This window comes from Halonotius aquaticus, from assembly GCF_003605575.1.
Classification (GTDB): Archaea; Halobacteriota; Halobacteria; order Halobacteriales; family Haloferacaceae; genus Halonotius; species Halonotius aquaticus.
In genome coordinates, this window is sequence record NZ_QKNY01000007.1 from 71,014 (window position 1) to 90,958 (window position 19,945).

Below are 19,945 nucleotides of genomic sequence, written 5' to 3' on the forward strand. Positions count from 1 at the left end.
CTCGGTGTGAACACTACAGGCTCGTTTCGGAGCCGGGAGTAAAACAGTCGTGGGTGTTGGTGTCGACGCCACCGGCGGCCGGGCTGGATCTACGTAGCTCGCGGCGCGGTCGTTTGGGAACGTTCTTACAACTGTAGTGCCGTCACTCGGGCATGTCACAATCCACCTACGCTATCGGCCACCAACAGCCCGACACGGATACGGTCATTTCTGCGATCGCCCTCGCCCGCCTGAAACAGGCCCAGGGCACCGATGTCGTTGCCGCCCGCGCCGGCGAACTCAACCCTGAAACCGAATTCGTCCTTGATCGGTGGAGCGTCGACTCGCCGACGCTGCTGGAGGACGCAACCGACGAGGAACTGCTGCTCGTCGATCACAACGAATACAGCCAGACTGTCGCGGGCGCACGCGAGGCGACGATCACCCAGGTTGTCGACCACCACCGCATCGGCGACGTGACGACCGGCGATCCGATCTCCTTCCGTGCCGAACCGGTCGGCTCGACGGGGACGATCCTCACCGGGCTCTACGATGAGGCCGGCGTCGATATCGACGAAGAAACCGCCGGACTGCTGCTCAGCGGCCTCCTCAGCGACACCGTCGTGCTCCGGTCGCCGACGACGACCGACACCGACCGTGAGGTCGCCGAGCGACTGGCCGACATCGCTGGCGTCGACTACGAGGAGTACGGCAAGGAACTGTTGGCCCAAAAGAGCAAACTCGGCGAGAAAAGCCCCCGCGAGATGGTGCTTGGGGATTTCAAGGAGTACGACATCGGCGACGACGTGCTTGGAATTGGTCAGATCGAGACCGTCGAACCCGAAACCGTCCTCGACCAGCGCGATGCGGTCATCGAGGCGATGGACGAGGTTGTCGCCGAGCGCGGCTACGCCGTGTTACTCGTGCTCGTCACCGACCTGCTCGAAGAGGAGTCGACGGCCTTCATCGCCGGCGATCACACCGAGGCCGTCGGCGACGCCCTCGATTCGACATTCACCGACCGGGAGGCGTTCCTGCCGGGCGTGATGTCCCGCAAAAAACAGGTCGTCCCGCCGGTCGAAGACGCCCTGAAATAAGCGGATTTCGACGGGCCTACCAGCACACTCATCCGCTGTCATCCCCGACCTATGGCCAGTTGTGAGCCAGACCGTCCGGCAGCCGACCAGCGGGCTGACAGCAGTCTGTGGGGTGTCAACTCCCCCACGCCAGCGCACAATGATTCCACTCTATCACGATTTCACTGACGCGACGGTGCTCATCTTCGGCGGCGGCAGCGTCGGCGCGCGGAAAGCCAAGCGGTTCGCCGCCGAGGCCGACGTGGTCGTCGTCAGCCCAACATTCGACGGTCGGTTCGATGACGCCGACTTCCCGACGGTTGAGCGGATTCGAGCCGCACCAACGTCGGCGACTGTCGCCGACTGGTTCGACCGCGTCGACCCCGCGTTGGCTGTTGCGGCCACCGACGACAGCGAGCTCAACGCCGCTGTCGCCGAGACAGCTGCCGACCGCGACGTACTTGTCAACCGCACCGATCGCGCTGGCGAGCGGTCGGTCGGCAGCGTCGTCGTCCCTGCCACTGTCGACGACGGGCCGGTTTCGGTGGCGATCTCGACCGGCGGGCAGAGCCCCGCGCTCGCCCGTTACCTCCGCGAGCAGATCGACAGCGAGATCGACGAGGCAGGGAACATGGCCGAGCTGACGGGTCGGCTTCGGGCTGAGTTGAAGGAAACTGAGTCCCCCGAGACGCGGCGGGCGATGCTCCGTGCGGTCGTCCGCTCGCCGGCGGTTTGGAAGGCTTTACATACGGGAATCGCCAACGCTGAAAAAGAGGCAGCACGCGTAATGCAGGATCACCGCACAGGGGAGGATACATGATACGCAACGGCGTCATCACCGGCGTTCGGGTTGCCCACGATACGGCGACCGTCGACGAGATCGAGGCCGCCAGCGCGGACGATGTTGCCGATCGGATCGCCGACCTGCTGGCGACGCCGGGCGTCCGGGAAGCGTTCGCTATCCAGACGTGCAACCGCGCGGAGGCCTACGTCGTCACCGACCGTGCCGATCAGGGCCGAGACGCCCTCGCGGAGATCGCCGACCCGGTTCGCTCCGGGGCGGTCGTCACGATGGCCCACGAGGCGAGCCTGCGCCATCTGATGCGACTGGCCGCCGGGCTCGAATCGCTCGTCCTCGGCGAGGATCAGATCATCGGGCAGCTGAAAGACGCTATCGAGCTCGCCCGCCGCGCTGAGGGGCTCGGGCCGATGTTAGAGGACGCGCTGATGAAGGCCGTCCACGTCGGCGAGCGCGCCCGCACCGAGACCGCGATCAACGAGGGTGTCGTCTCGCTTGGCTCGGCCGCCGTCACGCTCGCCGACCGCGAAATCGATCTCGACGGCGCGACCGCCCTGATTCTCGGGGCCGGTGAGATGGGGACGATCGCCGCCGAAGCGATCGCCGAAACCGCGGTTGATCGCCTGTTGATCGCCAACCGAACGATCCCCCATGCAACCCACGTCGCCGACACCGTGTCGACCGACGCAAGTGCGATCGGGCTGTCGGCAGCACCGGCTGCCGCCGACCGAGCCGATGTTGTGATCGCCGCAACCGGGAGCCCAGACCACGTCCTCGCAGCCGAGGAACTGGCGAGTGCCGGCGAGACACTCTGTATCGACCTCGCCCAACCGCGGGATATCGATCCCGCCGCCGACGCCGAGGCCGGGGTGACGATCCACGATATCGACGCCCTGGAGGCGATCACCGCCGAAACCCACGCTCGCCGGGAGGACGCCGCCGCCGAGGTTGAGGCGATGATCGACGAGGAGTTCGACCGCCTGCTCGCGTTGTTCAAACGCAAGCGCGCCGATGAGGCGATCAGTACGATGTATGAGAGCGCCGAACGCGTCAAAAACCGAGAGGTCGGCACTGCGATGGCCAAGCTCGATGCCAACGCCGAGCTGACCGAGACCCACCGCGAGGTGATCGAGTCGTTGGCGGACTCGCTGGTCAGCCAACTGCTGGCCGCGCCGACGAAGAGCCTCCGTGAGGCCGCCGCCGAGGACGATTGGACGACGATCCAGACGGCGATGCAGCTGTTCAATCCTGAGTTTGACGGCCCGGTTCCGACAGACGACGCTGTCGACGAGTTGGACGTCGACAACGCTGACACCGAGGCCGATGACAACGACGAGACGCCTGCTGGCAGTGACAGCGAGACACCGGCTGGCCCGCCGGAGTCACCTGCGGGACTTCCTGACGGCGTCGATCCCGAAGAAATCCCTCAGCACGTGCTCGAACAGCTCTCTGATAACTGAGCCTGCGGGGAAGCCAGTATGCAGGCGAACTACGTGTTTCGGGTAACGGTTCAGCTTGATCCACCGACAGCACATCTCGATCCTGATCGCTTTGAGACAGTGTGTCGACTCCCGGCTGCGACGCCGGGAACCGATGGCTGGCTGTTTTTCCAGTACAATCTCTGGCGCGGCGATATCGCCGACGCCGACCATATGCAATCTCTCTTGATGGAGAAACTCGGCGTGGAGGTTATTGAGGCCAGCTTCAGCGAACTCGAAACCGATTCGGCCTACCGGGCAGCACTTGAGAGCGAAATCGAGACCGATCTCTCGCGGTTCAACGCCGACTCAGTCGATGCCGTCGTCCACCAACATCTCGGCAGTTCGATCCACGTCCGGGATGCCGAGGCGATTCCCGACGCCTAACGAATGGGGCTGTCGCCTGTCAACTGTCGCGCGAAGCGAGCGAGCATGCTATCAGAAGTCACGATGGCCTCGTTGCCATCGCCTCTATGATGAGTGCTCGGCCAGTGTCTCAACCAGCACGCGGTTGTAATCGGGGATGTCCGCGACGACGCGGCCCCAGACGATGTTGCCGTCCCGAAACGCCGGTTCGTCGACCCAGTTCGCGCCGGCGTTGATGAGGTCGTCTTTGATGCCCTGCGACCCTGTCGCGTCCGAGCCTTCGACGATGCCGGCGGAGATCCCGACCAGTCCGGCGTGACAGATCAGCCCGATGATCTTGCCGGCCTCGTGGGCTTCCCGGACAAGCGCACACACCGACTCATCGCGGCGGATCTTGTCAGGTGTCCAGCCGCCGGGCACCAGTACCGCATCAACAGCCGTCGGGTCGACATCCGCGGCAGCGAGCTCGGTTTCGGCGGTGAGCCCGCCGCTTTTGCCTGTATACTCGACGCCGGCCTCTGTGCCGACAACATCGATCGTTGCGCCTTCCTCTTGCATGCGCATGTAGACGGCCCAAAATTCGAGGTCTTCGAAGCCCGGCCCGACCAACATGGCGATATGTGTGTCATCAAGTTTCATCTGTGACCACTGTCCCGATATAGCTCCTATCTCGGGATAACGTTTTGTCCCGATTCGATTCCTGGCTCGCCACAACACAAATATAGCTGCCCGCCGTAGCTTTCGGTCGATGGTCACCGACGAGTACGACTTCTGGCTGTTCGACCTCGATGGCACGATCATCGACGCGGAGTGGGGGTATATCCGCGATATCTTCGATCGTGTTGGCCAGCGACTCGACCGTCGGTTCACCGATCGGGAAGCCGAGATCCTCTGGCATGGCCTCGGTGGCCCACGAAACGCAACGCTGCAGGAGTTCGGTGTCGACCCTGATCCGTTCTGGGCGGCCTTCCACGAGATCGAAGAGCCACAGCAGCGCGCGGAAGCGACCTACCTCCACGACGACGCTGCCACGCTGCTCCGGACGATCACTGACCGATCAACACCGGTCGGTCTCGTCACCCACTGCCAGGAGTTTTTGACGACCCCTGTGTTGCAGCATCTCGATATCGCCGACTGGTTCGATGTGGTTGTCTGCTGTACTGACGAGCTGGGCTGGAAGCCCGATCCCGACCCGGTACGGCAGGCGATGGCTGGATTGGGCGTCGACGACGACGACCACCACGGCGCACTCGTCGGCGATGCGGCTGTCGACATCGGCGCGGCGTGGAACGCCGGCCTTGATGGTGTCCATGTCGAACGCCACGGCCACGACACCCGCGGGCGGTGTGTCCTCGGCGACTATCGCGTCAGAACGCTTGAGTCCTTGCTGGCCGCACCGGCGACTGATGGCGGTGTCGACAACGTGGCCGACGAGTAAGCGCCGTCAGTCAGAGCCCTGTTGGGTGGCTGTGATAGCTTGTCGTTAGTCCCCACTCCTCGGCGAGGGCCTGGAGTCGCTGGACGCCGCCGGTCTCGGTGGCGTAGTGGCCGGCCAAGATGACGTTGATGCCGGTCTCTCTCGCGCGATGGTAGACCTGCTGTTTGCCCTCGCCCGTAATCAGCGTGTCCGCGCCGACCTCGCGGGCTTCATCTAGCCAGTCCGTCCCGCTGCCGGTGACGATGGCGACTTGGTCGATATCCTCGGGACCAAAATCCAGCACCTGCAGGTCGTCGCCTTCGAGTTCGGCTTCGAGCGTCGCCGTCAACTCCGCCCGCGTCAACGATGCTGGCGCGGCCCCCTGCTGGCCGACGGTGACCGGCCCCATCGAGCCGAAGGGCTCGGTCTCATCGAGATCGAGCAGCTCGGCGAGGACGGCCGCGTTCCCCAGCGTCTGGTGGCCGTCAAGCGGGAGATGCGAGACGTACAGCGCGATGTCGTTGTCGACGAGGCCGGCGATCCGGTCATACTGGCGGTCGGTGACGCGCTCGATCCCGCCCCACGAGAGCCCGTGGTGGACGACGAGGACATCGCTGTCAGCGTCGGCCGCGGCGCTGATCGTCGCCTCGGCGGCATCGACAGCAAAGGCCGCATGCTCGACGGTCGCGTCGGTCGGGCCGACCTGCAGGCCGTTCGCGCTGGCGTCGACATCGCTGTAGGCATCGGTGGCAAGACGGTCGTCAAGTCGGCTGACGAACTCGGCGAGTTCCATACCAGTTTCTCGACGTGGGTCGGCTTGTAAGCGGCGAAAGAAGAAACCCCGTCAGTCGAGGGCGACGGCGTTGACCTGGCCGACTTGGCCGGGCCGGGAGGTGACACGGGCCTGGCCCTCGCTGGTCTCGATAATTGCGCCCTTGGTGATGATGTTTCGGCGGGCGTAGTTGACGTTCGCCGGGTTCTCGACGACATCCTCGATTTCGACCTCGGTCGTCTCGCCGCCATCAGCGAGCTGGGCGACATTCGTCGAGAGGGCTCGCAGTTTGTCATCGGTGCCACGGGCGTCGATGACGCGGAACCGGGGGTCGTCGACGGTTGTCTCGGCTGGTTCGCGTCCGAGCTGGTGTCGTTTCTTCTTGCTGGCGTGCTTGAGTCGGCCGCCGGTGCGTTTCCGCGCCGAGCGTCCCTGATCTTTCATACCCATCACAACCCCCAGCAGCTACTTGAATCGCTCGGAACGCCCCCGGAGTCGCAAGCGTTAGGTTCCTCTCGCTGTCTCCCTTCGCTATGAGCCTGCAGGTCGCTGTCGCGGTGCCGTTTCGGCAGGAGGGAACCGACCGGCTGGGCGAGGGGGCCTTTGTCGTCGCGCTCTCGCTTGACCGGGAGTGGTTCTCGCCGGATCAGGCCAAACGGCTGGTCGATGTGGCGGTCGGCCGTGGCCTCTTGGAGAAGGCCGATGGTGATCTCGTGGCCACGTTTGATCTCGATGCCGTCGATATCCCGGCGGACTACACGCCCGACACCGATATTTTCCGTGAGCAGTCGACCTTCGAGCAACTCTTAGATCGCATGACCGACGCTGGGATGGCCAAACAGGAGGCTGTTGCCGCCGCCAATGAAACCCAACGCCGCCTTGGGATCACACTTGAGGCGGCGGCGGTGCTTGTCGCCACCCGCGAGGGGATCGATGTTGCTGCCGCCGCCAACGCGGTTCGGACAGAGCTGGCGACCGACGATGAGTAAGCCTCGCGGCCAGCAAACACGACCCATTTGCGTGTGGATCACGCATTCGCAGCTATGGTACAGGATCGCCTCCGCGACGGCAAACGCATCGCGCAACTACTGGCCAGCGAACTGACCGGCGACCAGTCCGCCCTCGCCCATGTTGTTGTCGCCGACGCCGACCCGGATGTCGAGGCGACCGACGAGGGAGCGTTCGCCTACCGTGTCGTCCATGTCGCTGACAACGACGCCCTCACAACCGACGATCGCGGTCGACCGACGCTCGCCGCCGACTCCGCAAGCGATGTCGACGCCGAAACGACTGAGATTGCGACTGTCTCCGTCCAGCCAGCACGTGCCCAAGTCGAGTTCAGTGTCGCGGCTGATCGCGCTGCCGAGGCCGCGACGACGGCTGCTCTCGATGTTGGATCGACTGTCGATGCTGACGACGACACCGCACTGATCAGTATTACCGACGGCGTGGACGCAAAACGGGTGATTCCGGTGTTTGAGGCTGTCGTCGTCGCAGTCCCGACGACCGCAGAGTAAGTGGCGGCTGTGCGTCACCTGCCCCCAACCGCAGTACATACAAATCGAATGGGTCGCATCGTTTGGCCAGCGGTGCGGACTACCCAGTGGTGAGCTATGACACGATACATTCGGACTGCCGACGACGGGCGAATCACCGACACACAAACCGACCAACCCGCGGGCGACGACTGGATCGAGATCTCTGAGTTGGCGTATCTCAGCGATGCCGCGCCCGATGGCCACGAGGCGATCCGGTACTACAAGCCCGAGGCCGAGGAACCGGATGACGGGTGGGGGATCGAATCCGAGACGCTGGGCAAGCAGTTTGTTGAAGCTTAGGTGGCTGACGCTGGTAGATCACACCCGCGAGTGCTGTCGCTCTGCGTGTTGAAACCGCCCGGACGTGGATTATGGCAACACCGGCGTGTGCCGATGTGGGTTCGTCCTCCGGGCAGACAGGACGACCACCATAACAATTCGAAACCGGTTATATAAACCCTGTAGGCGATGACACGACTTGCCAGTAGTATCTGTCGTCAGCTGAACAATACTGTTGCCGTCGCCGATCGGCTGACTGGTTACGATGCTCTCAGAAGGCGGCGAGTAGTCCCGGAAGATCGGCGGCAAGCCGGTCGCGTTCGATGTAGGCATCGGCTCGTGTATCCTTCTGTGGCCCGCCGTCGAACAGCACCTGGACGGTGTGAATCCCAACAGCGTCGGCACCGGAGATATCCTCATCGGGTGTGTCGCCTATAAACACCGTCTCTTGGGGAGTTGTTCCGAGTGCGTCCAACAGCGCGTCGAAGGCGGCCGCGTCGGGCTTGCCGGCGTCGAGTTCGCCGGTCACGAGTGTCGTATCAAACAGCGGCTCCCAGTCGAGATACTCGATCTTCGATCGTTGCGCGCGAACCGGCCCATTCGTGAGGAGGCCAACACGGTAGTCAGCCCGAAGCTCACGCAACAGGGCTTCGGCATCGGGGATCGGCACGAGGGCGTTGGTGACAGCATCACGGTAGGCGGCGGCCAACTGGTCGGGATCGGTCTCTGTGGTGTCGTCGGCCAGCAACTCGGCGAAGATCGGCGCGCGGCTGTCTGTCGTGAGGTGATTGCGGTGGGCTTGAATGTACTCGCCTCGGGAGATCGGCGGCGCGTCGGCTTGCTCGACAGCCTCCGCCAGTAGCGTCTCCCGGTCGCGATCAGGCACCGCGAGCGTATAATCGAGGTCGAAGGCGACCCCGCGTATCGACATGGATGGTCGTTCTGGCTCCAACGGTATGAGGCTAGCGACACCGGGGGCTGACCACCGTTCTTTTCACGATCCCTCACCCCGGTAGGGGTATGACACTTGATCCGATCCACGTCGACGCCATCGCCCGGCTTGCGGGATCGGTCGCCGACTCGGTCGACGACAGCGACCACGACGATGTCGCCGAAACCGTCTGGGAGTCGTGGCTCGATCCGCTTACCGACGCCCGCGGCCGCACCGTCGTCGAACCGCTCGGCGAGCAACAGCGGGCCCGTGTCGCTATCGACGATATCGCACTGGCGGAGCGACCGTTTCCGACCGTCCACGGCATCGACTCGGGGACGATCAACCCGACCTCGTTCAAAAATGGGCTCGTGCTGGATCTCGCCCACGCCGCGATGGCGGTCGATCCGTCGGATCTTTCGATCCATCGTGCTCGGACGATTGTCGCAACTGTCCACACGAACGACCGAACTGAGCCACTGGGATCCGACTGGGTATCGATAGACGGGGGCCACAGTCAGCGACGCGTGATCCGCGCGCCACAGGTCAACCGATATGCGGAGGCGGTCGTCCACGCACTCTCGCTGTATCTCGCGGAGGGACACCACGCCAGAAAACACGCTAACACGGTTGAGGATCTCCTCTTACTCGATGGGCCACTGTATCCAAAAGAGATCCTGACGTGGCGAGATCGCAACCCGGAACTCGACGCGTTGACCTATGAGGCGCGTCCGAAAAACGTCCTCAAAAACTACGTTCGGCTTGTCGAACGGTTTGTTGCGGAAGGAACCCCGATTGCAGGGTTCGTCAAGAACCCCTCGGCTCGTGTGATCACCGGTGCGCTCGCCGACAAAGAGGTCGGCTTTGACGCGCCGTGGCCTGACGATACCGGCTTCTTCACCCGGTTGCTCGAACAGCAGGTTGACGACACTGGATCGGCTGTCGAAGCCGAACCCGGAGCGAACCGCCGCACAGACGAACTCACCGTCACCTCATGGTTCATCTCTCGCGGCGGGCCTGATGGCGCAATGGCGGCTGACGGCGACGCCCTTGGTGTTGAGAGAACACTTGAGCCCGAATGCTACGAGGTGACGTTCTTTGTGATCTACGATCCCCGAACCGACCTTTGTTACAAGGTCGAAGCCCCCTACGCGGTCAGTCGTGACCCGGAGACGCGCCAGCAGCTTCAAACGCAGATTCTTTCGGAGGTAGCCGCTGAACGCGGGCCGCCGACGGCCGTGGATAAAGCCGACGAACTCGCCAAAATCAGTGCCTCGGAGAAGGCAGCCCTCCGCAGGAAGTTCGAAACCATCCTCCACAGCGAACAACAGGCAACCCACGACAAACGCCGCTGGGGAGACGAATATTAGTCGACTGTTGGTTCGGCGGATTCGACCTCGACATCGACGGTGTCGCTGTCGACGCCGATGCGGACGAACTGCGTGACGACGTGTTCTTTGGCCGCCTCGACGGCCTGCTCTTTTGTCTCGAAGCCGCGCGGCATCGGCGACTCGAAGGCGATCCGCACCTCCTCGCCGTCGACCTCGATCGGCGAGCCACCGCTCTCGACCGCATAAAAGGAGTCACAGACCCAGACGTAGGGCGCGTCGGCGTTGGGGGTGCCCTTGTAGCTCGGTGGCTCCTCGCCGCGCTCGAAGACCGTGCCCGTGAGATCCGTCCCGCCGCCGTGACCGCGCACGAGTAGCATACCCGATGTTACGGGCTCAACTGTAAAAAGCAGGCCGTCGGCGACTGTGTTCACACCGACCGCTACATCGTCGCATCGAGATGTGCCAGCAACGCTTCGGTCGTTTCTTCAGGTCGCTCATGCAGTACCCAATGCGTCGCCGACGGAAACGTCACCAACTGCCCCGAATCACAGTAGTTCAGACTCTCCTCGGCCATCGTCGATTCCAGAAACTCGTCTTGCTGTCCCCACATGACGAGCGTCGGCACCGACACCTGCTGCTGTGGCGGCCGCGGTCGATACCGCCCCATCGCCCGATACCAGTTGATCATCGCGGTTACCGCCCCCGACTGTGTCCACGCCTCGCGGTATCGCCGAAGATCCGTCGCCGAGAACGTGCCGGGGCGACTGCTTTCTGTCAGTCCGCGCTGCAGTGCCCGACAGTCGTTGGCCGTCGCAATCGTCTCCGGCAGCACCGGGAGCTGAAACGCAAACATGTACCAGCTTTTCCGCAGTTGTGAGAGACTGCGCCGGAGTGTGTCCTCCATCACCGTCGGGTGCGGTACGTTGACCGCGGTCAGCGACGCGATCCGCGCAGGATAGCTGAGCGCGAGCCACCAGGCGACGGCCGCCCCCCAGTCGTGGCCCGCGACCGCCGCAGTCTCACGGTCGGCATCGTCGATAAGGCCGATCACATCGGCGGCCAGCTCCTCGATGTGGTAGCTGGCGACGCCGTCAGGTTTGTCGCTGCGGTTGTAGCCGCGCTGGTCGGGGACGATAACACGGTAGCCGGCATCGGCCAGCGGCTCGATCTGGCGGTGCCAGCCGTCCCAAAACTCCGGAAACCCATGGAGCAAAATCACGAGCGGCCCGTCTTCGGGGCCGGCCTGTCGTGTGTGGAGCCGAATCCCGTTGGTCTCGACGACGACCGATTCGCCCGGCCGGTCGTCACCTCTGGCGGTTGCTGCGTCCGACGGTACAGAAGCGTCCATACGATACCAACGGGCTGGACTGCGTAATACCTGCTGCCGGCGTGCGTCAGTGACTCACTCCGACGATGGCGTCAACAGTTCCTCGGCATCGAACTTCTGTTTCTCATAGAAGCCGCGACCCTTCAGCCGCGGGACGGTGTGGGTGTGCAGCGTTTCGCTGTCGAGATCATACAGCAGCGGAAAGACGTTTGTTCGTCGGTTGGCGACAGTGAACTCCTCGGTGGCAAACTCGATCAACTCCGCGTCGGGTGAGGCCCGTGGGTAGACGATGTAGCCAAAGAGATTCTGGAAGGAGCCGTCGGTCGGCGGCGAGGCCGAGCCGACAAGCGTTCGGAAGGATTCGGTCGTCGTCTCGACGGTCTCAGGATCAAGCTCAAGATCCTCGTTGATCGTCACGTAGACCTTTGTTCGGCCGATCGTCGGATCTTCGTCTTCCTTGTACCATACCGGATCGAACGGGTTTGCCTCTTCGGGCGGCAGTGGGTCGTACTCGTGATCTACCACCTGCGCTTCGACGTGATCACGATACTCGTCGATGTCCATGTGACGTACTCTGTGGGTCGTTGTATATGTTATTCGGTATCCGAGTGCGGCCCACCCAGATGCGGATTAGCTCACGTCCCCCTCGCGTGTTCAGGCGGCCGCCCGCATCGACCATACAGCCAACAACCCGAGTAGTACCGCCGGTACCAGCGGGAGGATCAGAAATGTCGCAAAGAACGGCAACCCCGCGGCAGCCGGGATGGCTGGCCGGAGATAGATGAGTCCAGGTACAACTAAGAAACAGGCCACGACACCGGCGACCAGCACCCAGCCGTGTCGATCGAACCCCTCGCCGTCTGGTTCTTCGTCTGCGCCTACCTGCGTCACATCGCCATCGGGCGCATCCGACTGGCGGACTGGATCGTCGGCCGTGTCGTCCCCACCGGCTTCGGAACTCACTGTTTGTCGTTTTTGCCCGGCGGGCAAAGCCCTCACGGTTCGACACCACACCGCATGCGAGCAGTTTTAACACATCCAGGGGCTACGAGAGCGTATGAGCAAACAGGAACCCAAAGCAGAGTCGGGGAAAGACCCTGAGTTGCGGAGCAGCGAAGTCACCGAGGGCGTCGATCAGGCTCCCTCGCGGGCGATGTTCCGCGCGATGGGATACGACGACGCGGATCTCTCCTCGCCGATGGTCGGCATCGCCAACCCGGCCGCCGACATCACGCCCTGTAACGTCCACCTCGATGATGTCGCCGACGCAGCCTACGAGGGTGTCGACGACGGCGACGGCATGCCGATCGAGTTCGGGACGATCACGATCTCTGATGCCGTCTCGATGGGGACTGAGGGCATGAAGGCCTCGCTCATCTCCCGGGAGATGATCGCCGACAGCGTCGAACTCGTCTCCTTCGGCGAGCGGATGGACGGCCTCGTCACCATCGGTGGCTGTGACAAGAACATGCCGGGGATGATGATGGCCTCGATCCGAACCGACCTCCCGAGTGTCTTCCTCTACGGCGGGTCGATCATGCCCGGCGAGCATGACGGTCGGGAGATTACCATCCAGAACGTCTTCGAGGGCGTCGGCGCGGTTGCCCAAGGCGAGATGGAGGAAGACGAACTCGACGAGATGGAACGCCACGCCTGTCCCGGTGCGGGCTCCTGTGGCGGCATGTTCACCGCCAACACGATGGCATCGGTTTCCGAAGCCTTGGGCCTCGCGCCGCTCGGCTCGGCCGCGGCCCCCGCCGAACACGAGGAACGCTACGAGATCGCCGAACGCGCCGGCGAGATCGCCGTCGACGCCATCGAAAACGACCGCCGACCCTCCGACATCCTCTCGAAGAAGAGCTTCGAGAACGCCATCGCCCTGCAGGTCGCCACCGGCGGCTCGACGAACGCGGTGCTGCACATCCTGGCGATGGCCGCCGAGGCTGGCATCGACCTCGACATCACGGAGTTCGACGAGATCTCCCGGCGCACACCAAAGATCGCCAACCTCCAGCCCGGCGGCGAGCGCGTCATGAACGATCTCTTCGAGATCGGCGGCGTCCCGGTCGTCCTCCGTCGCCTGCTTGAAGCCGATCTGATCCACGGCGACGCGATGACCGTCACCGGTCGCACGATCGCCGAGGAACTCGCCCATCTTGAAGAGGAAGGACGAATTCCCGACGACGACGAGATAGAGGCCGACTACCTCTACACCGTCGACGACCCTTATCAGGAGGAGGGCGCGATCAAGATCCTGACGGGCAATCTCGCCCCCGACGGCGGCGTCCTCAAGGTGACCGGCGACGACAAGTTCCACCACGAAGGCCCCGCTCGCGTCTTCGAAAACGAGGAAGACGCGATGGCCTACGTCCAGGAGGGCCACATCGAATCTGGCGACGTGATCGTCATCCGCAACGAGGGGCCGAGCGGCGGCCCCGGCATGCGGGAGATGCTCGGCGTCACCGCCGCGGTCGTCGGCGCGGGCCACGAGGACGACGTGGCCCTGCTGACCGATGGTCGTTTCTCGGGTGCGACTCGCGGCCCGATGATCGGCCACGTCGCGCCCGAAGCCGCCGACGGCGGCCCCATCGCGCTGCTCGAAGAGGGTGACACTGTCACCGTCGATATCCCCGAACGAGAGCTGTCAGTCGACTGCTCTGAGGAGGAACTCGACGCCCGCCGCGAGGCGTGGGAACCACGCGATCCAGCTTACACCAGCGGCGTTCTCGGCAAGTACGCTCGCGACTTCGGCTCAGCCGCGAAGGGTGCAGTGACGAACCCCGGACTCGTCGACAACGACTGAGTCGGTCGTTGTGTTTGCTGGATCGATCAGGCACGGTGGGCGTGCATGAGCGCGAAGTGTGCGACGATCGCGGAGGGGCCAACAGCGATCGCCAGAAGCGCACCTTCCCCAAGCAGGATGTACAGCAGTGGGCCCATCAACAACATCGACGCGCCAACCCCACCGATAATGAGCCGCTCGCTGCGATCGATCCGATCGGGGGTGCCGTTCTCCGCAGCCATCCTTCGGAGCCGCGGTGCAACTTCCGGAGCGACCGCCGCGGGCACGGCAAGCAGATGTGGGCCTTTGTACCACTGTTTTCCCCGGTTTGCGAAGACAAACAGGCTTCGACCGAACAGCTCACCCCTCCGAATCTTCACCGTGTTGTCGAGTGAACGACGCTTCGTTCGGTTCGGTTGCTCCCGTTCGATAACGCCAGCTTCCGGATCGACTGTCGTGGTCGTCCCCCGGTTGTTCTGGACGAGCAGCGATGCAAACACCACCGTCAGCTGTATCGCGTAGAGTCGTTCTTGTATACCGGTGAAGACCCACAGGACTCCGCCACCGATGGCAGCACCACATCCGACCCAGCCAAGCCGAACCGACGACCACTCCAACTGTTGACGTAGTTGATGGGTATCGGGATCGACTTCCTCAGCAGCCCAGTCCCGCGCGTGAATGATAAACGGCGTCAACACGAACAGCACCACTCCAAGGGTCAACACGACATCAACCGATATTTCGCCAACGAGAGCTGGCAGCGATCGGCCAATCAGCAGACATCCGACGCCACCGAGCCCGAGTAGTCCCCCGATCCCGACTGATCGGAGACGATTCCAGTTGCCGGCCGTCGTTTCCCACGAGATCGCGCTGTCGGCTTCGGCGTGTCGGTCGGCCGGCTGCTCATCCGCTGTGGTAATTGTGCTCTCGCCGGAGTCCGACGCGACTGAACGCATTCGCGGTATGCTATCGTGTTATCCGTCAAGTAAGTTCGGTTGGCGACCGTTGCTGCAGACGGGTCGCCGTCACCATGCGGCTACTCGTTGCCCTCACCACGTTGCAAACGAGTCGTGTTGGTGAGACAGCCGGTTGTACGTCGTCTGCATTTCGGTAATCGCCGCGGCCAGCGACGCGCCGTCTGATAGTGCGTCCGCCACCTGTGTTTTTTTCCACTGGCTCGGTGTCATCTGTTGCTCCCAGCGAGCCCGAATCGGTGCGATGCGGTCGGCGGCCTCGGTATCGCTGAGCCCCTGTTCGCGAAGCCCACGCTCGGCGAGTGTGAATACCTCACTGTAGATCACATCGTGGTCGGTCGTTTTCTCGCCGTCGGCGGTCACCCAGTGTAACTCGGCATCGAGCCCATTGTCAACCGCATCGTAGAAGCTGGTTTCTGCCGCGTCCCACTGCAACGTCGTCAGTGGGTGGTCGGCGGCAACGAGTCCGCGCAGCAGGCCGACGACCAGCCAGTGCAGCGCGAGGGTGTCCTCGACGGTCGGTTGTGTTGGCAGCGGGCGGTATTCGATCCGAAGCGTCCCCTCGCTGGCCGAACTCTCGCCGGTCTGCGTGCTGGCGTCGTCGCCAACGATCCCACGCACCCACCGCCAGTAGGTGCCGTATTTGTGTTGAAACTCCCAGTAGGGGTCATCACGGGTCGTATGCTCCCATTCGTGGAGAAACGGCCCACATGTCCAGTCGTCGACAACGCGATCGATGATGTCGGTCGGTGTGTCAATATCGGCTGGACAGCCGGCCTTCTGATAGCCGGCACTGTTGACTGTTCCCTCGAAGACCGGCACCCGGAGTTCGTGTGGTGTGGTTTCGATCAGTTCCTCGGGGTCGTCGACCGCGGTGTACAGATCGGCTGGGAGAAACGGTGAGTTGGTTGCCAGTGCCACTACCGGCCCGAGCGTCCGGATGGCGGCGTTGAAATACGCTGGAAACGCTGCCGCCGCGGGAATCTGAAGATGCGGCTGGATCGAGGTCGTCAGCGATTCGACGAGGATTGTTGGAAATGACGCGTCGGTGCCGGGGACGGACAGCGGGATTGTACCGCCAGCCTGCTCGATGAGTGCGTTATCGATCGCCTGGTACCGTGGCTTTGGCTGCATATTCTCAGCAATAACCAGTCCGTCGTCTTCGCTGACAGCGCCAAGATACGCTTGACTCCCTTCGATCGGTGGGATCGTCCACATCCCATCGAGTATAATTTGATGGTCGGCGTCGCCAGCGGCCGCCTCGTCGCGAATGTCGTCGATAGCTGTCCGCAACTCGGTGGCCTGTGCGGTGAGTCCTGCGGGATCGAATGGCTGTGGTGTGCTGTTGAGTTCGATGTTGTGCCGGCCGATCTCCCGGGTGCGACCCGAAGTCGCAAACAGCGTTTCGGGCACCGTTGTTAGCTTTCCGTCATCATCGACGGCGTAGCATTCCACCTCAAGCCCGACTGCGAACCCCTCGCCATCGAAGTCGCCATCGTGGATCGCCGCCCGGAGCGCCGCCGCCTGCTCGTCTACCCGCCGGTCGAACGTCTCGCGGGTGTCGGCAGCAAGTGCCTGTCGAACCATCGCCCGGTCGTCCATACCCGGTGGTTCGTGGCTCGACTGTTAGGTGTTTGGTCGCCGCTCCGCGCTCGTCGTTGTCGTGCTATCGTAGACTGCTGCCAACAGCAGGATGGCGATCAGGGCGTCAAGCCCGTGTTCGAGAAAATGATGGCTGCCGGGCGACAGCAGTCCGCGAAGGGTCAGCAATCCGGCGATCGATCGGGAGAGCAACGCCGCTAGCGTCGCACTCACAAGGAAGTACCGGCGGCTTCGACGGCGGTATGCGACGATCAGACTCAGTCCGAACAGCACGGTCGTCACCCCTGCGGCGGTGAGCAAGACCCACGAGAGCACCTGCTCGCCACTACCAGCATGCAACAGCGGTGGCGACGCCAGCGACGGGGTCGATGCAGGCGACACACCCACCGGTATCCAACCCATTAGGGTCGTTTACCGTTGCTGTCTTCAAATCGGTTGTGGCTGGATCATGAAATGTTGGTGGCGATCGCTGTTCTCACTCAGTGGGAAGCTATCTGGTATACTTGTAGTCGTACCAACTACAGTGTTGTGAGGCGAACACACCCATGACAACCACGCGGGAGCAGATCAAAACCCACGTCACCGAGCATCCCGGCGTCCACTTCAATGAGATCGGCCGGGCCCTCGACATCGCAACCGGACAGACACAGTATCACCTCCGCCGGCTGATGAATGATGACGCGATCGACTCCCAGTCACTTGTGGGACGCACCCACTACTATCCTGCCGGCTACGAGCCTTGGGAGCAACGCGCCCTCGCATTGCTGCGCCGGGAGACGGCCCGCGAGATTCTCCTGACACTGCTGGAAACCGGGACGCAATCCGCCCCAGCACTCACCGACGAGATCGGGATCGCCCGCAGCACGCTCTCGTGGCATCTCTCAAATCTTGAGGACGCCGACCTGATCGAAACTGAGACCGTCGACGGCGAGGTTCGCGTCACCCCGCGTCGCCCGGAGCGACTCGCCGACCTTGCTCGCACTGTCTCGCCGTCGCTGCCGAGTCGGTTTGTCGATCGGTTCGAACGCCTTGTCGACGACGCCCTGGTCGGCTGACTACTCGTGGGTAAAGAGGAACGCCCGATCGTCGTCGCTGACGGAGACACAGAGATCCATCACCTCATCCAACGACAGACTGCTCTCGGGGCCTTTTGAGGCGATGAGGTAATCGAAGGGCTCCTCACAGACGGGACAGGCGATCGCGGTGGTGTTCTGGTAGGTGGCGATCATCTCGTTGTCCCGCCGCGGCGTGAGGTAGTTGACGAGTTCGGTCAGTGGTTCGTCGGACGGATCGTCTGGATCGGCGGGCTCACTGTCCATGCGAGTACTAGCCACGGCCGCGAAAATAAAGACTCCGCTCACTCCGATGAATCGGGAGTTGCTGTTACCACCGCACGTAGCGTCGTCACCGCATCGGTCGCGTCGTCGCCGAAGACGTAGGTGATCGGTTCGATCCCGAAGGCCCCCTCGTGGTAGAGCACCTCGGGGGTCGGCTCCGTCGACGCTAACAGATCGGTGAGTCGCTCGTATCGATCCTCGTAGCCGGCCTCAAATTCGGCTGTCGACAGCCCGGCCGCGGTGAGGGCATCCAACAGCGCGTCACTCGTTTTGAGGTTGAGCGCGCCCCGTCGCTCGGGGGCGACGGTGCCCATCGCCAACACAGTGGTCGCAACGTGTTCCGAGGCGCCGAACTCTGGGTCGGCTGGGACGTTCGCCTGCCCACCCATGGCGTGAATCCGGCCTGGGACGGCCGCCACATCTGTTGTTCCCTCAGCGTCGGGCATCGCCATGGCGATGTTGGTGCCGACGTTTGGGATGTGGTCGACGACCGCCGCCGTGTTGGCAAACGTTCGCACCGCGCCCCGGACGTTTCGCAACACCTCGCGTTCGGTTTCGACGCGGGGATCCTGACCGCGCACACAGAGATCACAGCCCAGTCCTTGGAGGGCTGGCATCTCCTCCTCGTGCACTGCACAGATCGGGCCGCGATCCTCGAAGGATTCGATCAGTTCGAGCAGCTCGGCGAGGGCCTCGTACTCATCGACGCTGCCGTCGGCGAAGCCGCTGGCGATATACTCGATGGTCGCCTGCATCTCGGCGTTGTCGGCGAACCGCGGGTCGCCGGACTGCTCGCCGCTGAGATACTTGCTGACGGCCGCCTGTGAGAGGCCGAGCTTGTCGGCGATCGTCTGCTGGGAGCAGCCCTCAGCGGCGAGTTCTCTTGCCAACATCGCGCGGGCGGTCGGCAGAAACCGCTCGACGACGATCTCGCTGGGCAGCTGCAGCGTCACGGCGGCCCCACCCGCCGATCGGCGTCATCTCTGCGTATCATAGCTAACCATTCCGGGCAACGGCGTATGTAGCTTTGGCGATCATGACATGGCGTCGATGTCTGTTGCTGTGGTTGTGTCCGATCCGAATCTTGGTACCGTTCACTCTGTCTGGGTGTCGAGACCGCGTATAACGCACCTGTCACACCACGCAATACAATATTCCTGTCCGAGGGGTATTACTACATGTTCCGCGACACAGACACCCCATACTGTCTACGCGGGACGTATCATAGTCATCACACCGTCTGGATCACTGGCCACCGTTCCACCGTGGCCTTTCAGGTAACTCCGATAGCGACTGCTCTTCGTCGGTGGACTGCTGGCGATGTCAACATGGATACGGTACCGACACACAGCTCCCAGTAAATCGTCAATCCTGCTTGTCAGGCCTCATACAACCGCATACCCGACAGACTGGCATCGATTCACAAGCGGGTGTGGAGAATCAGCAGTCGAGCCACTAGTTTGCGCGATGAACCTCTGAAACTGATAGGTGGCTACTCAACCAGTATCGGGGCTACTGTCTCGCCTTCATCGGTTTCAGTAACTGCCAGCACCCTCCCGCACTCACAGCTCACCCGTTTGTGTTGTGTATCTGCGTCGAGCCACCTGCCACAGCCGCACTGTACGTGGATCGTCGTCGCCGCAGATTCGGGATCGGCTTCGGATTGTGGCTGTTCTGTTCCCATACTAGTACCACTAACCGTTCACAGGGATGAGACTATGCGCTTGTCTACCAAGCTGCTTATGTCACCTGAGCCGAGGGCGGAAACGTCGATAGCAAACGCGTCTGAATCGCGCTCACATCCTCTTGAGGCTCTTGCCTAGCTGAGCAACAAGGGTCAGATAAGCGATATTGTGACTAATTAGCGTGCAAGATGGAGCGCGCATATCTTGCACAGAAGCTTTTTTGAAAACCAGTTGGCTGTGTCGGTCAATACAGTGGACTCACGTATCGCTAC

Annotated in this window: 25 protein-coding genes; 11 read left to right on the forward strand and 14 right to left on the reverse strand. The window is 62.8% G+C overall.

Annotation, left to right across the window (positions count from 1 at the left end; all coding sequences use genetic code 11):
• Positions 1 to 152 precede the first annotated feature (152 nt).
• The 4 genes from DM826_RS05180 (at position 153) to lwrS (ending at position 3,719) form a co-directional block, all read left to right on the forward strand.
• Positions 153 to 1,076: a manganese-dependent inorganic pyrophosphatase gene (locus DM826_RS05180; protein ID WP_120102205.1), complete on the forward strand. Its 924-nt coding sequence runs from the start codon at positions 153 to 155 to the stop codon at positions 1,074 to 1,076.
• A gap of 139 nt (positions 1,077 to 1,215) precedes the next feature.
• The gene (locus tag DM826_RS05185; protein ID WP_120102207.1) at positions 1,216 to 1,875 is read left to right on the forward strand and encodes a precorrin-2 dehydrogenase/sirohydrochlorin ferrochelatase family protein; all 660 of its coding nucleotides are present in this window, start codon (positions 1,216 to 1,218) and stop codon (positions 1,873 to 1,875) included.
• Complete coding sequence (gene hemA / locus DM826_RS05190) at positions 1,872 to 3,314, forward strand: glutamyl-tRNA reductase (protein WP_120102210.1); 1,443 nt, start codon at positions 1,872 to 1,874, stop codon at positions 3,312 to 3,314. The genes DM826_RS05185 and hemA overlap by 4 nt, the downstream gene beginning before the upstream one ends.
• Positions 3,315 to 3,332: 18 nt before the next feature.
• Positions 3,333 to 3,719: an LWR-salt protein gene (gene lwrS, locus DM826_RS05195; RefSeq protein ID WP_120102212.1), complete on the forward strand. Its 387-nt coding sequence runs from the start codon at positions 3,333 to 3,335 to the stop codon at positions 3,717 to 3,719.
• Between the two features lie 84 nt (positions 3,720 to 3,803).
• On the opposite strand, the gene DM826_RS05200 is transcribed toward lwrS, so the two are convergent.
• Positions 3,804 to 4,337, reverse strand: coding sequence for a type 1 glutamine amidotransferase domain-containing protein (locus tag DM826_RS05200; RefSeq protein WP_120102214.1), 534 nt, complete (start codon positions 4,335 to 4,337; stop codon positions 3,804 to 3,806).
• 109 nt (positions 4,338 to 4,446) lie between these two features.
• Between DM826_RS05200 and DM826_RS05205 the strand changes: the two genes are divergently transcribed.
• Complete coding sequence (locus DM826_RS05205; RefSeq protein WP_120102216.1) at positions 4,447 to 5,136, forward strand: HAD family hydrolase; 690 nt, start codon at positions 4,447 to 4,449, stop codon at positions 5,134 to 5,136.
• Between the two features lie 10 nt (positions 5,137 to 5,146).
• On the opposite strand, the gene DM826_RS05210 is transcribed toward DM826_RS05205, so the two are convergent.
• Together DM826_RS05210 and DM826_RS05215 are read right to left on the reverse strand one after the other, a co-directional pair.
• Positions 5,147 to 5,908, reverse strand: a complete 762-nt coding sequence (locus tag DM826_RS05210; RefSeq protein WP_120102219.1) for a Nif3-like dinuclear metal center hexameric protein — start codon at positions 5,906 to 5,908, stop codon at positions 5,147 to 5,149.
• A gap of 51 nt (positions 5,909 to 5,959) precedes the next feature.
• A complete protein-coding gene (locus tag DM826_RS05215) occupies positions 5,960 to 6,331 on the reverse strand; it encodes a 30S ribosomal protein S8e (protein ID WP_120102222.1) in 372 nt (123 codons plus the stop codon).
• An 89-nt stretch (positions 6,332 to 6,420) separates the two neighbouring features.
• Here DM826_RS05215 and DM826_RS05220 point away from each other — a divergent pair, with 89 nt between their 5' ends.
• The 3 genes from DM826_RS05220 (at position 6,421) to DM826_RS05230 (ending at position 7,725) form a co-directional block, all read left to right on the forward strand.
• Positions 6,421 to 6,876, forward strand: a complete 456-nt coding sequence (locus DM826_RS05220; protein ID WP_120102225.1) for a DUF2240 family protein — start codon at positions 6,421 to 6,423, stop codon at positions 6,874 to 6,876.
• A 54-nt stretch (positions 6,877 to 6,930) separates the two neighbouring features.
• Positions 6,931 to 7,404 carry a hypothetical protein gene (locus tag DM826_RS05225; protein ID WP_120102228.1) on the forward strand — a complete coding sequence of 158 codons (474 nt, stop codon included), beginning with the start codon at positions 6,931 to 6,933 and terminating at the stop codon, positions 7,402 to 7,404.
• A gap of 96 nt (positions 7,405 to 7,500) precedes the next feature.
• Positions 7,501 to 7,725 (forward strand): hypothetical protein, encoded by a 225-nt coding sequence (locus tag DM826_RS05230; protein WP_120102230.1) that lies wholly within the window; start codon positions 7,501 to 7,503, stop codon positions 7,723 to 7,725.
• A gap of 250 nt (positions 7,726 to 7,975) precedes the next feature.
• Here the strand turns inward: DM826_RS05230 and DM826_RS05235 are convergent, their stop codons facing one another.
• Positions 7,976 to 8,635, reverse strand: coding sequence for an HAD family hydrolase (locus DM826_RS05235; protein WP_120102233.1), 660 nt, complete (start codon positions 8,633 to 8,635; stop codon positions 7,976 to 7,978).
• An 89-nt stretch (positions 8,636 to 8,724) separates the two neighbouring features.
• On the opposite strand from DM826_RS05235, the gene DM826_RS05240 reads away from it, so the two are divergent.
• Positions 8,725 to 10,005 (forward strand): DNA double-strand break repair nuclease NurA, encoded by a 1,281-nt coding sequence (locus tag DM826_RS05240; protein ID WP_120102236.1) that lies wholly within the window; start codon positions 8,725 to 8,727, stop codon positions 10,003 to 10,005.
• Here the strand turns inward: DM826_RS05240 and DM826_RS05245 are convergent.
• From DM826_RS05245 to DM826_RS05260, 4 genes are all read right to left on the reverse strand, one after another.
• The gene (locus tag DM826_RS05245; protein ID WP_120102238.1) at positions 10,002 to 10,343 is read right to left on the reverse strand and encodes a DUF7113 family protein; all 342 of its coding nucleotides are present in this window, start codon (positions 10,341 to 10,343) and stop codon (positions 10,002 to 10,004) included. The genes DM826_RS05240 and DM826_RS05245 overlap by 4 nt on opposite strands.
• Positions 10,344 to 10,405: 62 nt before the next feature.
• A complete protein-coding gene (locus tag DM826_RS05250; RefSeq protein ID WP_120102241.1) occupies positions 10,406 to 11,314 on the reverse strand; it encodes an alpha/beta fold hydrolase in 909 nt (302 codons plus the stop codon).
• Positions 11,315 to 11,368: 54 nt separating this feature from the next.
• Positions 11,369 to 11,857 carry a hypothetical protein gene (locus tag DM826_RS05255; protein ID WP_120102243.1) on the reverse strand — a complete coding sequence of 163 codons (489 nt, stop codon included), beginning with the start codon at positions 11,855 to 11,857 and terminating at the stop codon, positions 11,369 to 11,371.
• A gap of 90 nt (positions 11,858 to 11,947) precedes the next feature.
• Positions 11,948 to 12,256 (reverse strand): hypothetical protein, encoded by a 309-nt coding sequence (locus DM826_RS05260; RefSeq protein WP_120102246.1) that lies wholly within the window; start codon positions 12,254 to 12,256, stop codon positions 11,948 to 11,950.
• 94 nt (positions 12,257 to 12,350) lie between these two features.
• Here DM826_RS05260 and ilvD point away from each other — a divergent pair, with 94 nt between their 5' ends.
• Positions 12,351 to 14,096, forward strand: coding sequence for a dihydroxy-acid dehydratase (gene ilvD / locus DM826_RS05265; RefSeq protein ID WP_120102248.1), 1,746 nt, complete (start codon positions 12,351 to 12,353; stop codon positions 14,094 to 14,096).
• Between the two features lie 26 nt (positions 14,097 to 14,122).
• Here ilvD and DM826_RS05270 read toward each other — a convergent pair whose 3' ends face one another.
• The 3 genes from DM826_RS05270 to DM826_RS05280 all read right to left on the reverse strand — a co-directional run bounded on the left by DM826_RS05270 (position 14,123) and on the right by DM826_RS05280 (position 17,053).
• A complete protein-coding gene (locus DM826_RS05270) occupies positions 14,123 to 15,031 on the reverse strand; it encodes a hypothetical protein (RefSeq protein ID WP_120102251.1) in 909 nt (302 codons plus the stop codon).
• Between the two features lie 93 nt (positions 15,032 to 15,124).
• Positions 15,125 to 16,651 (reverse strand): hypothetical protein, encoded by a 1,527-nt coding sequence (locus DM826_RS05275; RefSeq protein WP_120102253.1) that lies wholly within the window; start codon positions 16,649 to 16,651, stop codon positions 15,125 to 15,127.
• A 24-nt stretch (positions 16,652 to 16,675) separates the two neighbouring features.
• Positions 16,676 to 17,053 (reverse strand): DUF7471 family protein, encoded by a 378-nt coding sequence (locus DM826_RS05280; RefSeq protein ID WP_205738801.1) that lies wholly within the window; start codon positions 17,051 to 17,053, stop codon positions 16,676 to 16,678.
• A 143-nt stretch (positions 17,054 to 17,196) separates the two neighbouring features.
• Between DM826_RS05280 and DM826_RS05285 the strand changes: the two genes are divergently transcribed.
• Positions 17,197 to 17,706 carry a winged helix-turn-helix transcriptional regulator gene (locus DM826_RS05285; protein WP_120102258.1) on the forward strand — a complete coding sequence of 170 codons (510 nt, stop codon included), beginning with the start codon at positions 17,197 to 17,199 and terminating at the stop codon, positions 17,704 to 17,706.
• On the opposite strand, the gene DM826_RS05290 is transcribed toward DM826_RS05285, so the two are convergent.
• The 3 genes from DM826_RS05290 to DM826_RS05300 form a co-directional block, all read right to left on the reverse strand.
• A complete protein-coding gene (locus DM826_RS05290) occupies positions 17,707 to 17,970 on the reverse strand; it encodes a DUF7385 family protein (protein WP_120102261.1) in 264 nt (87 codons plus the stop codon).
• Between the two features lie 38 nt (positions 17,971 to 18,008).
• On the reverse strand, positions 18,009 to 18,941 hold the full coding sequence (locus tag DM826_RS05295; protein WP_120102263.1) for a thiamine-phosphate synthase family protein: 933 nt from the start codon (positions 18,939 to 18,941) through the stop codon (positions 18,009 to 18,011).
• A 539-nt stretch (positions 18,942 to 19,480) separates the two neighbouring features.
• A complete protein-coding gene (locus tag DM826_RS05300) occupies positions 19,481 to 19,672 on the reverse strand; it encodes a DUF1922 domain-containing protein (protein ID WP_120102266.1) in 192 nt (63 codons plus the stop codon).
• Positions 19,673 to 19,945: the final 273 nt, after the last annotated feature.

What these genes read in the sequence shown, in the direction of transcription:
- DM826_RS05180 (WP_120102205.1), top strand. Translation starts at nt 153, where the DNA reads ATGTCACAATCCACCTACGCTATCGGCCACCAACAGCCCGACACGGAT.
- DM826_RS05185 (WP_120102207.1), top strand. Translation starts at nt 1,216, where the DNA reads ATGATTCCACTCTATCACGATTTCACTGACGCGACGGTGCTCATCTTC.
- hemA (WP_120102210.1), top strand. Translation starts at nt 1,872, where the DNA reads ATGATACGCAACGGCGTCATCACCGGCGTTCGGGTTGCCCACGATACG.
- lwrS (WP_120102212.1), top strand. Translation starts at nt 3,333, where the DNA reads ATGCAGGCGAACTACGTGTTTCGGGTAACGGTTCAGCTTGATCCACCG.
- DM826_RS05200 (WP_120102214.1), bottom strand. Translation starts at nt 4,337, where the DNA reads ATGAAACTTGATGACACACATATCGCCATGTTGGTCGGGCCGGGCTTC.
- DM826_RS05205 (WP_120102216.1), top strand. Translation starts at nt 4,447, where the DNA reads ATGGTCACCGACGAGTACGACTTCTGGCTGTTCGACCTCGATGGCACG.
- DM826_RS05210 (WP_120102219.1), bottom strand. Translation starts at nt 5,908, where the DNA reads ATGGAACTCGCCGAGTTCGTCAGCCGACTTGACGACCGTCTTGCCACC.
- DM826_RS05215 (WP_120102222.1), bottom strand. Translation starts at nt 6,331, where the DNA reads ATGAAAGATCAGGGACGCTCGGCGCGGAAACGCACCGGCGGCCGACTC.
- DM826_RS05220 (WP_120102225.1), top strand. Translation starts at nt 6,421, where the DNA reads ATGAGCCTGCAGGTCGCTGTCGCGGTGCCGTTTCGGCAGGAGGGAACC.
- DM826_RS05225 (WP_120102228.1), top strand. Translation starts at nt 6,931, where the DNA reads ATGGTACAGGATCGCCTCCGCGACGGCAAACGCATCGCGCAACTACTG.
- DM826_RS05230 (WP_120102230.1), top strand. Translation starts at nt 7,501, where the DNA reads ATGACACGATACATTCGGACTGCCGACGACGGGCGAATCACCGACACA.
- DM826_RS05235 (WP_120102233.1), bottom strand. Translation starts at nt 8,635, where the DNA reads ATGTCGATACGCGGGGTCGCCTTCGACCTCGATTATACGCTCGCGGTG.
- DM826_RS05240 (WP_120102236.1), top strand. Translation starts at nt 8,725, where the DNA reads ATGACACTTGATCCGATCCACGTCGACGCCATCGCCCGGCTTGCGGGA.
- DM826_RS05245 (WP_120102238.1), bottom strand. Translation starts at nt 10,343, where the DNA reads ATGCTACTCGTGCGCGGTCACGGCGGCGGGACGGATCTCACGGGCACG.
- DM826_RS05250 (WP_120102241.1), bottom strand. Translation starts at nt 11,314, where the DNA reads ATGGACGCTTCTGTACCGTCGGACGCAGCAACCGCCAGAGGTGACGAC.
- DM826_RS05255 (WP_120102243.1), bottom strand. Translation starts at nt 11,857, where the DNA reads ATGGACATCGACGAGTATCGTGATCACGTCGAAGCGCAGGTGGTAGAT.
- ilvD (WP_120102248.1), top strand. Translation starts at nt 12,351, where the DNA reads ATGAGCAAACAGGAACCCAAAGCAGAGTCGGGGAAAGACCCTGAGTTG.
- DM826_RS05270 (WP_120102251.1), bottom strand. Translation starts at nt 15,031, where the DNA reads ATGCGTTCAGTCGCGTCGGACTCCGGCGAGAGCACAATTACCACAGCG.
- DM826_RS05275 (WP_120102253.1), bottom strand. Translation starts at nt 16,651, where the DNA reads ATGGACGACCGGGCGATGGTTCGACAGGCACTTGCTGCCGACACCCGC.
- DM826_RS05280 (WP_205738801.1), bottom strand. Translation starts at nt 17,053, where the DNA reads ATGGGTTGGATACCGGTGGGTGTGTCGCCTGCATCGACCCCGTCGCTG.
- DM826_RS05285 (WP_120102258.1), top strand. Translation starts at nt 17,197, where the DNA reads ATGACAACCACGCGGGAGCAGATCAAAACCCACGTCACCGAGCATCCC.
- DM826_RS05290 (WP_120102261.1), bottom strand. Translation starts at nt 17,970, where the DNA reads ATGGACAGTGAGCCCGCCGATCCAGACGATCCGTCCGACGAACCACTG.
- DM826_RS05300 (WP_120102266.1), bottom strand. Translation starts at nt 19,672, where the DNA reads ATGGGAACAGAACAGCCACAATCCGAAGCCGATCCCGAATCTGCGGCG.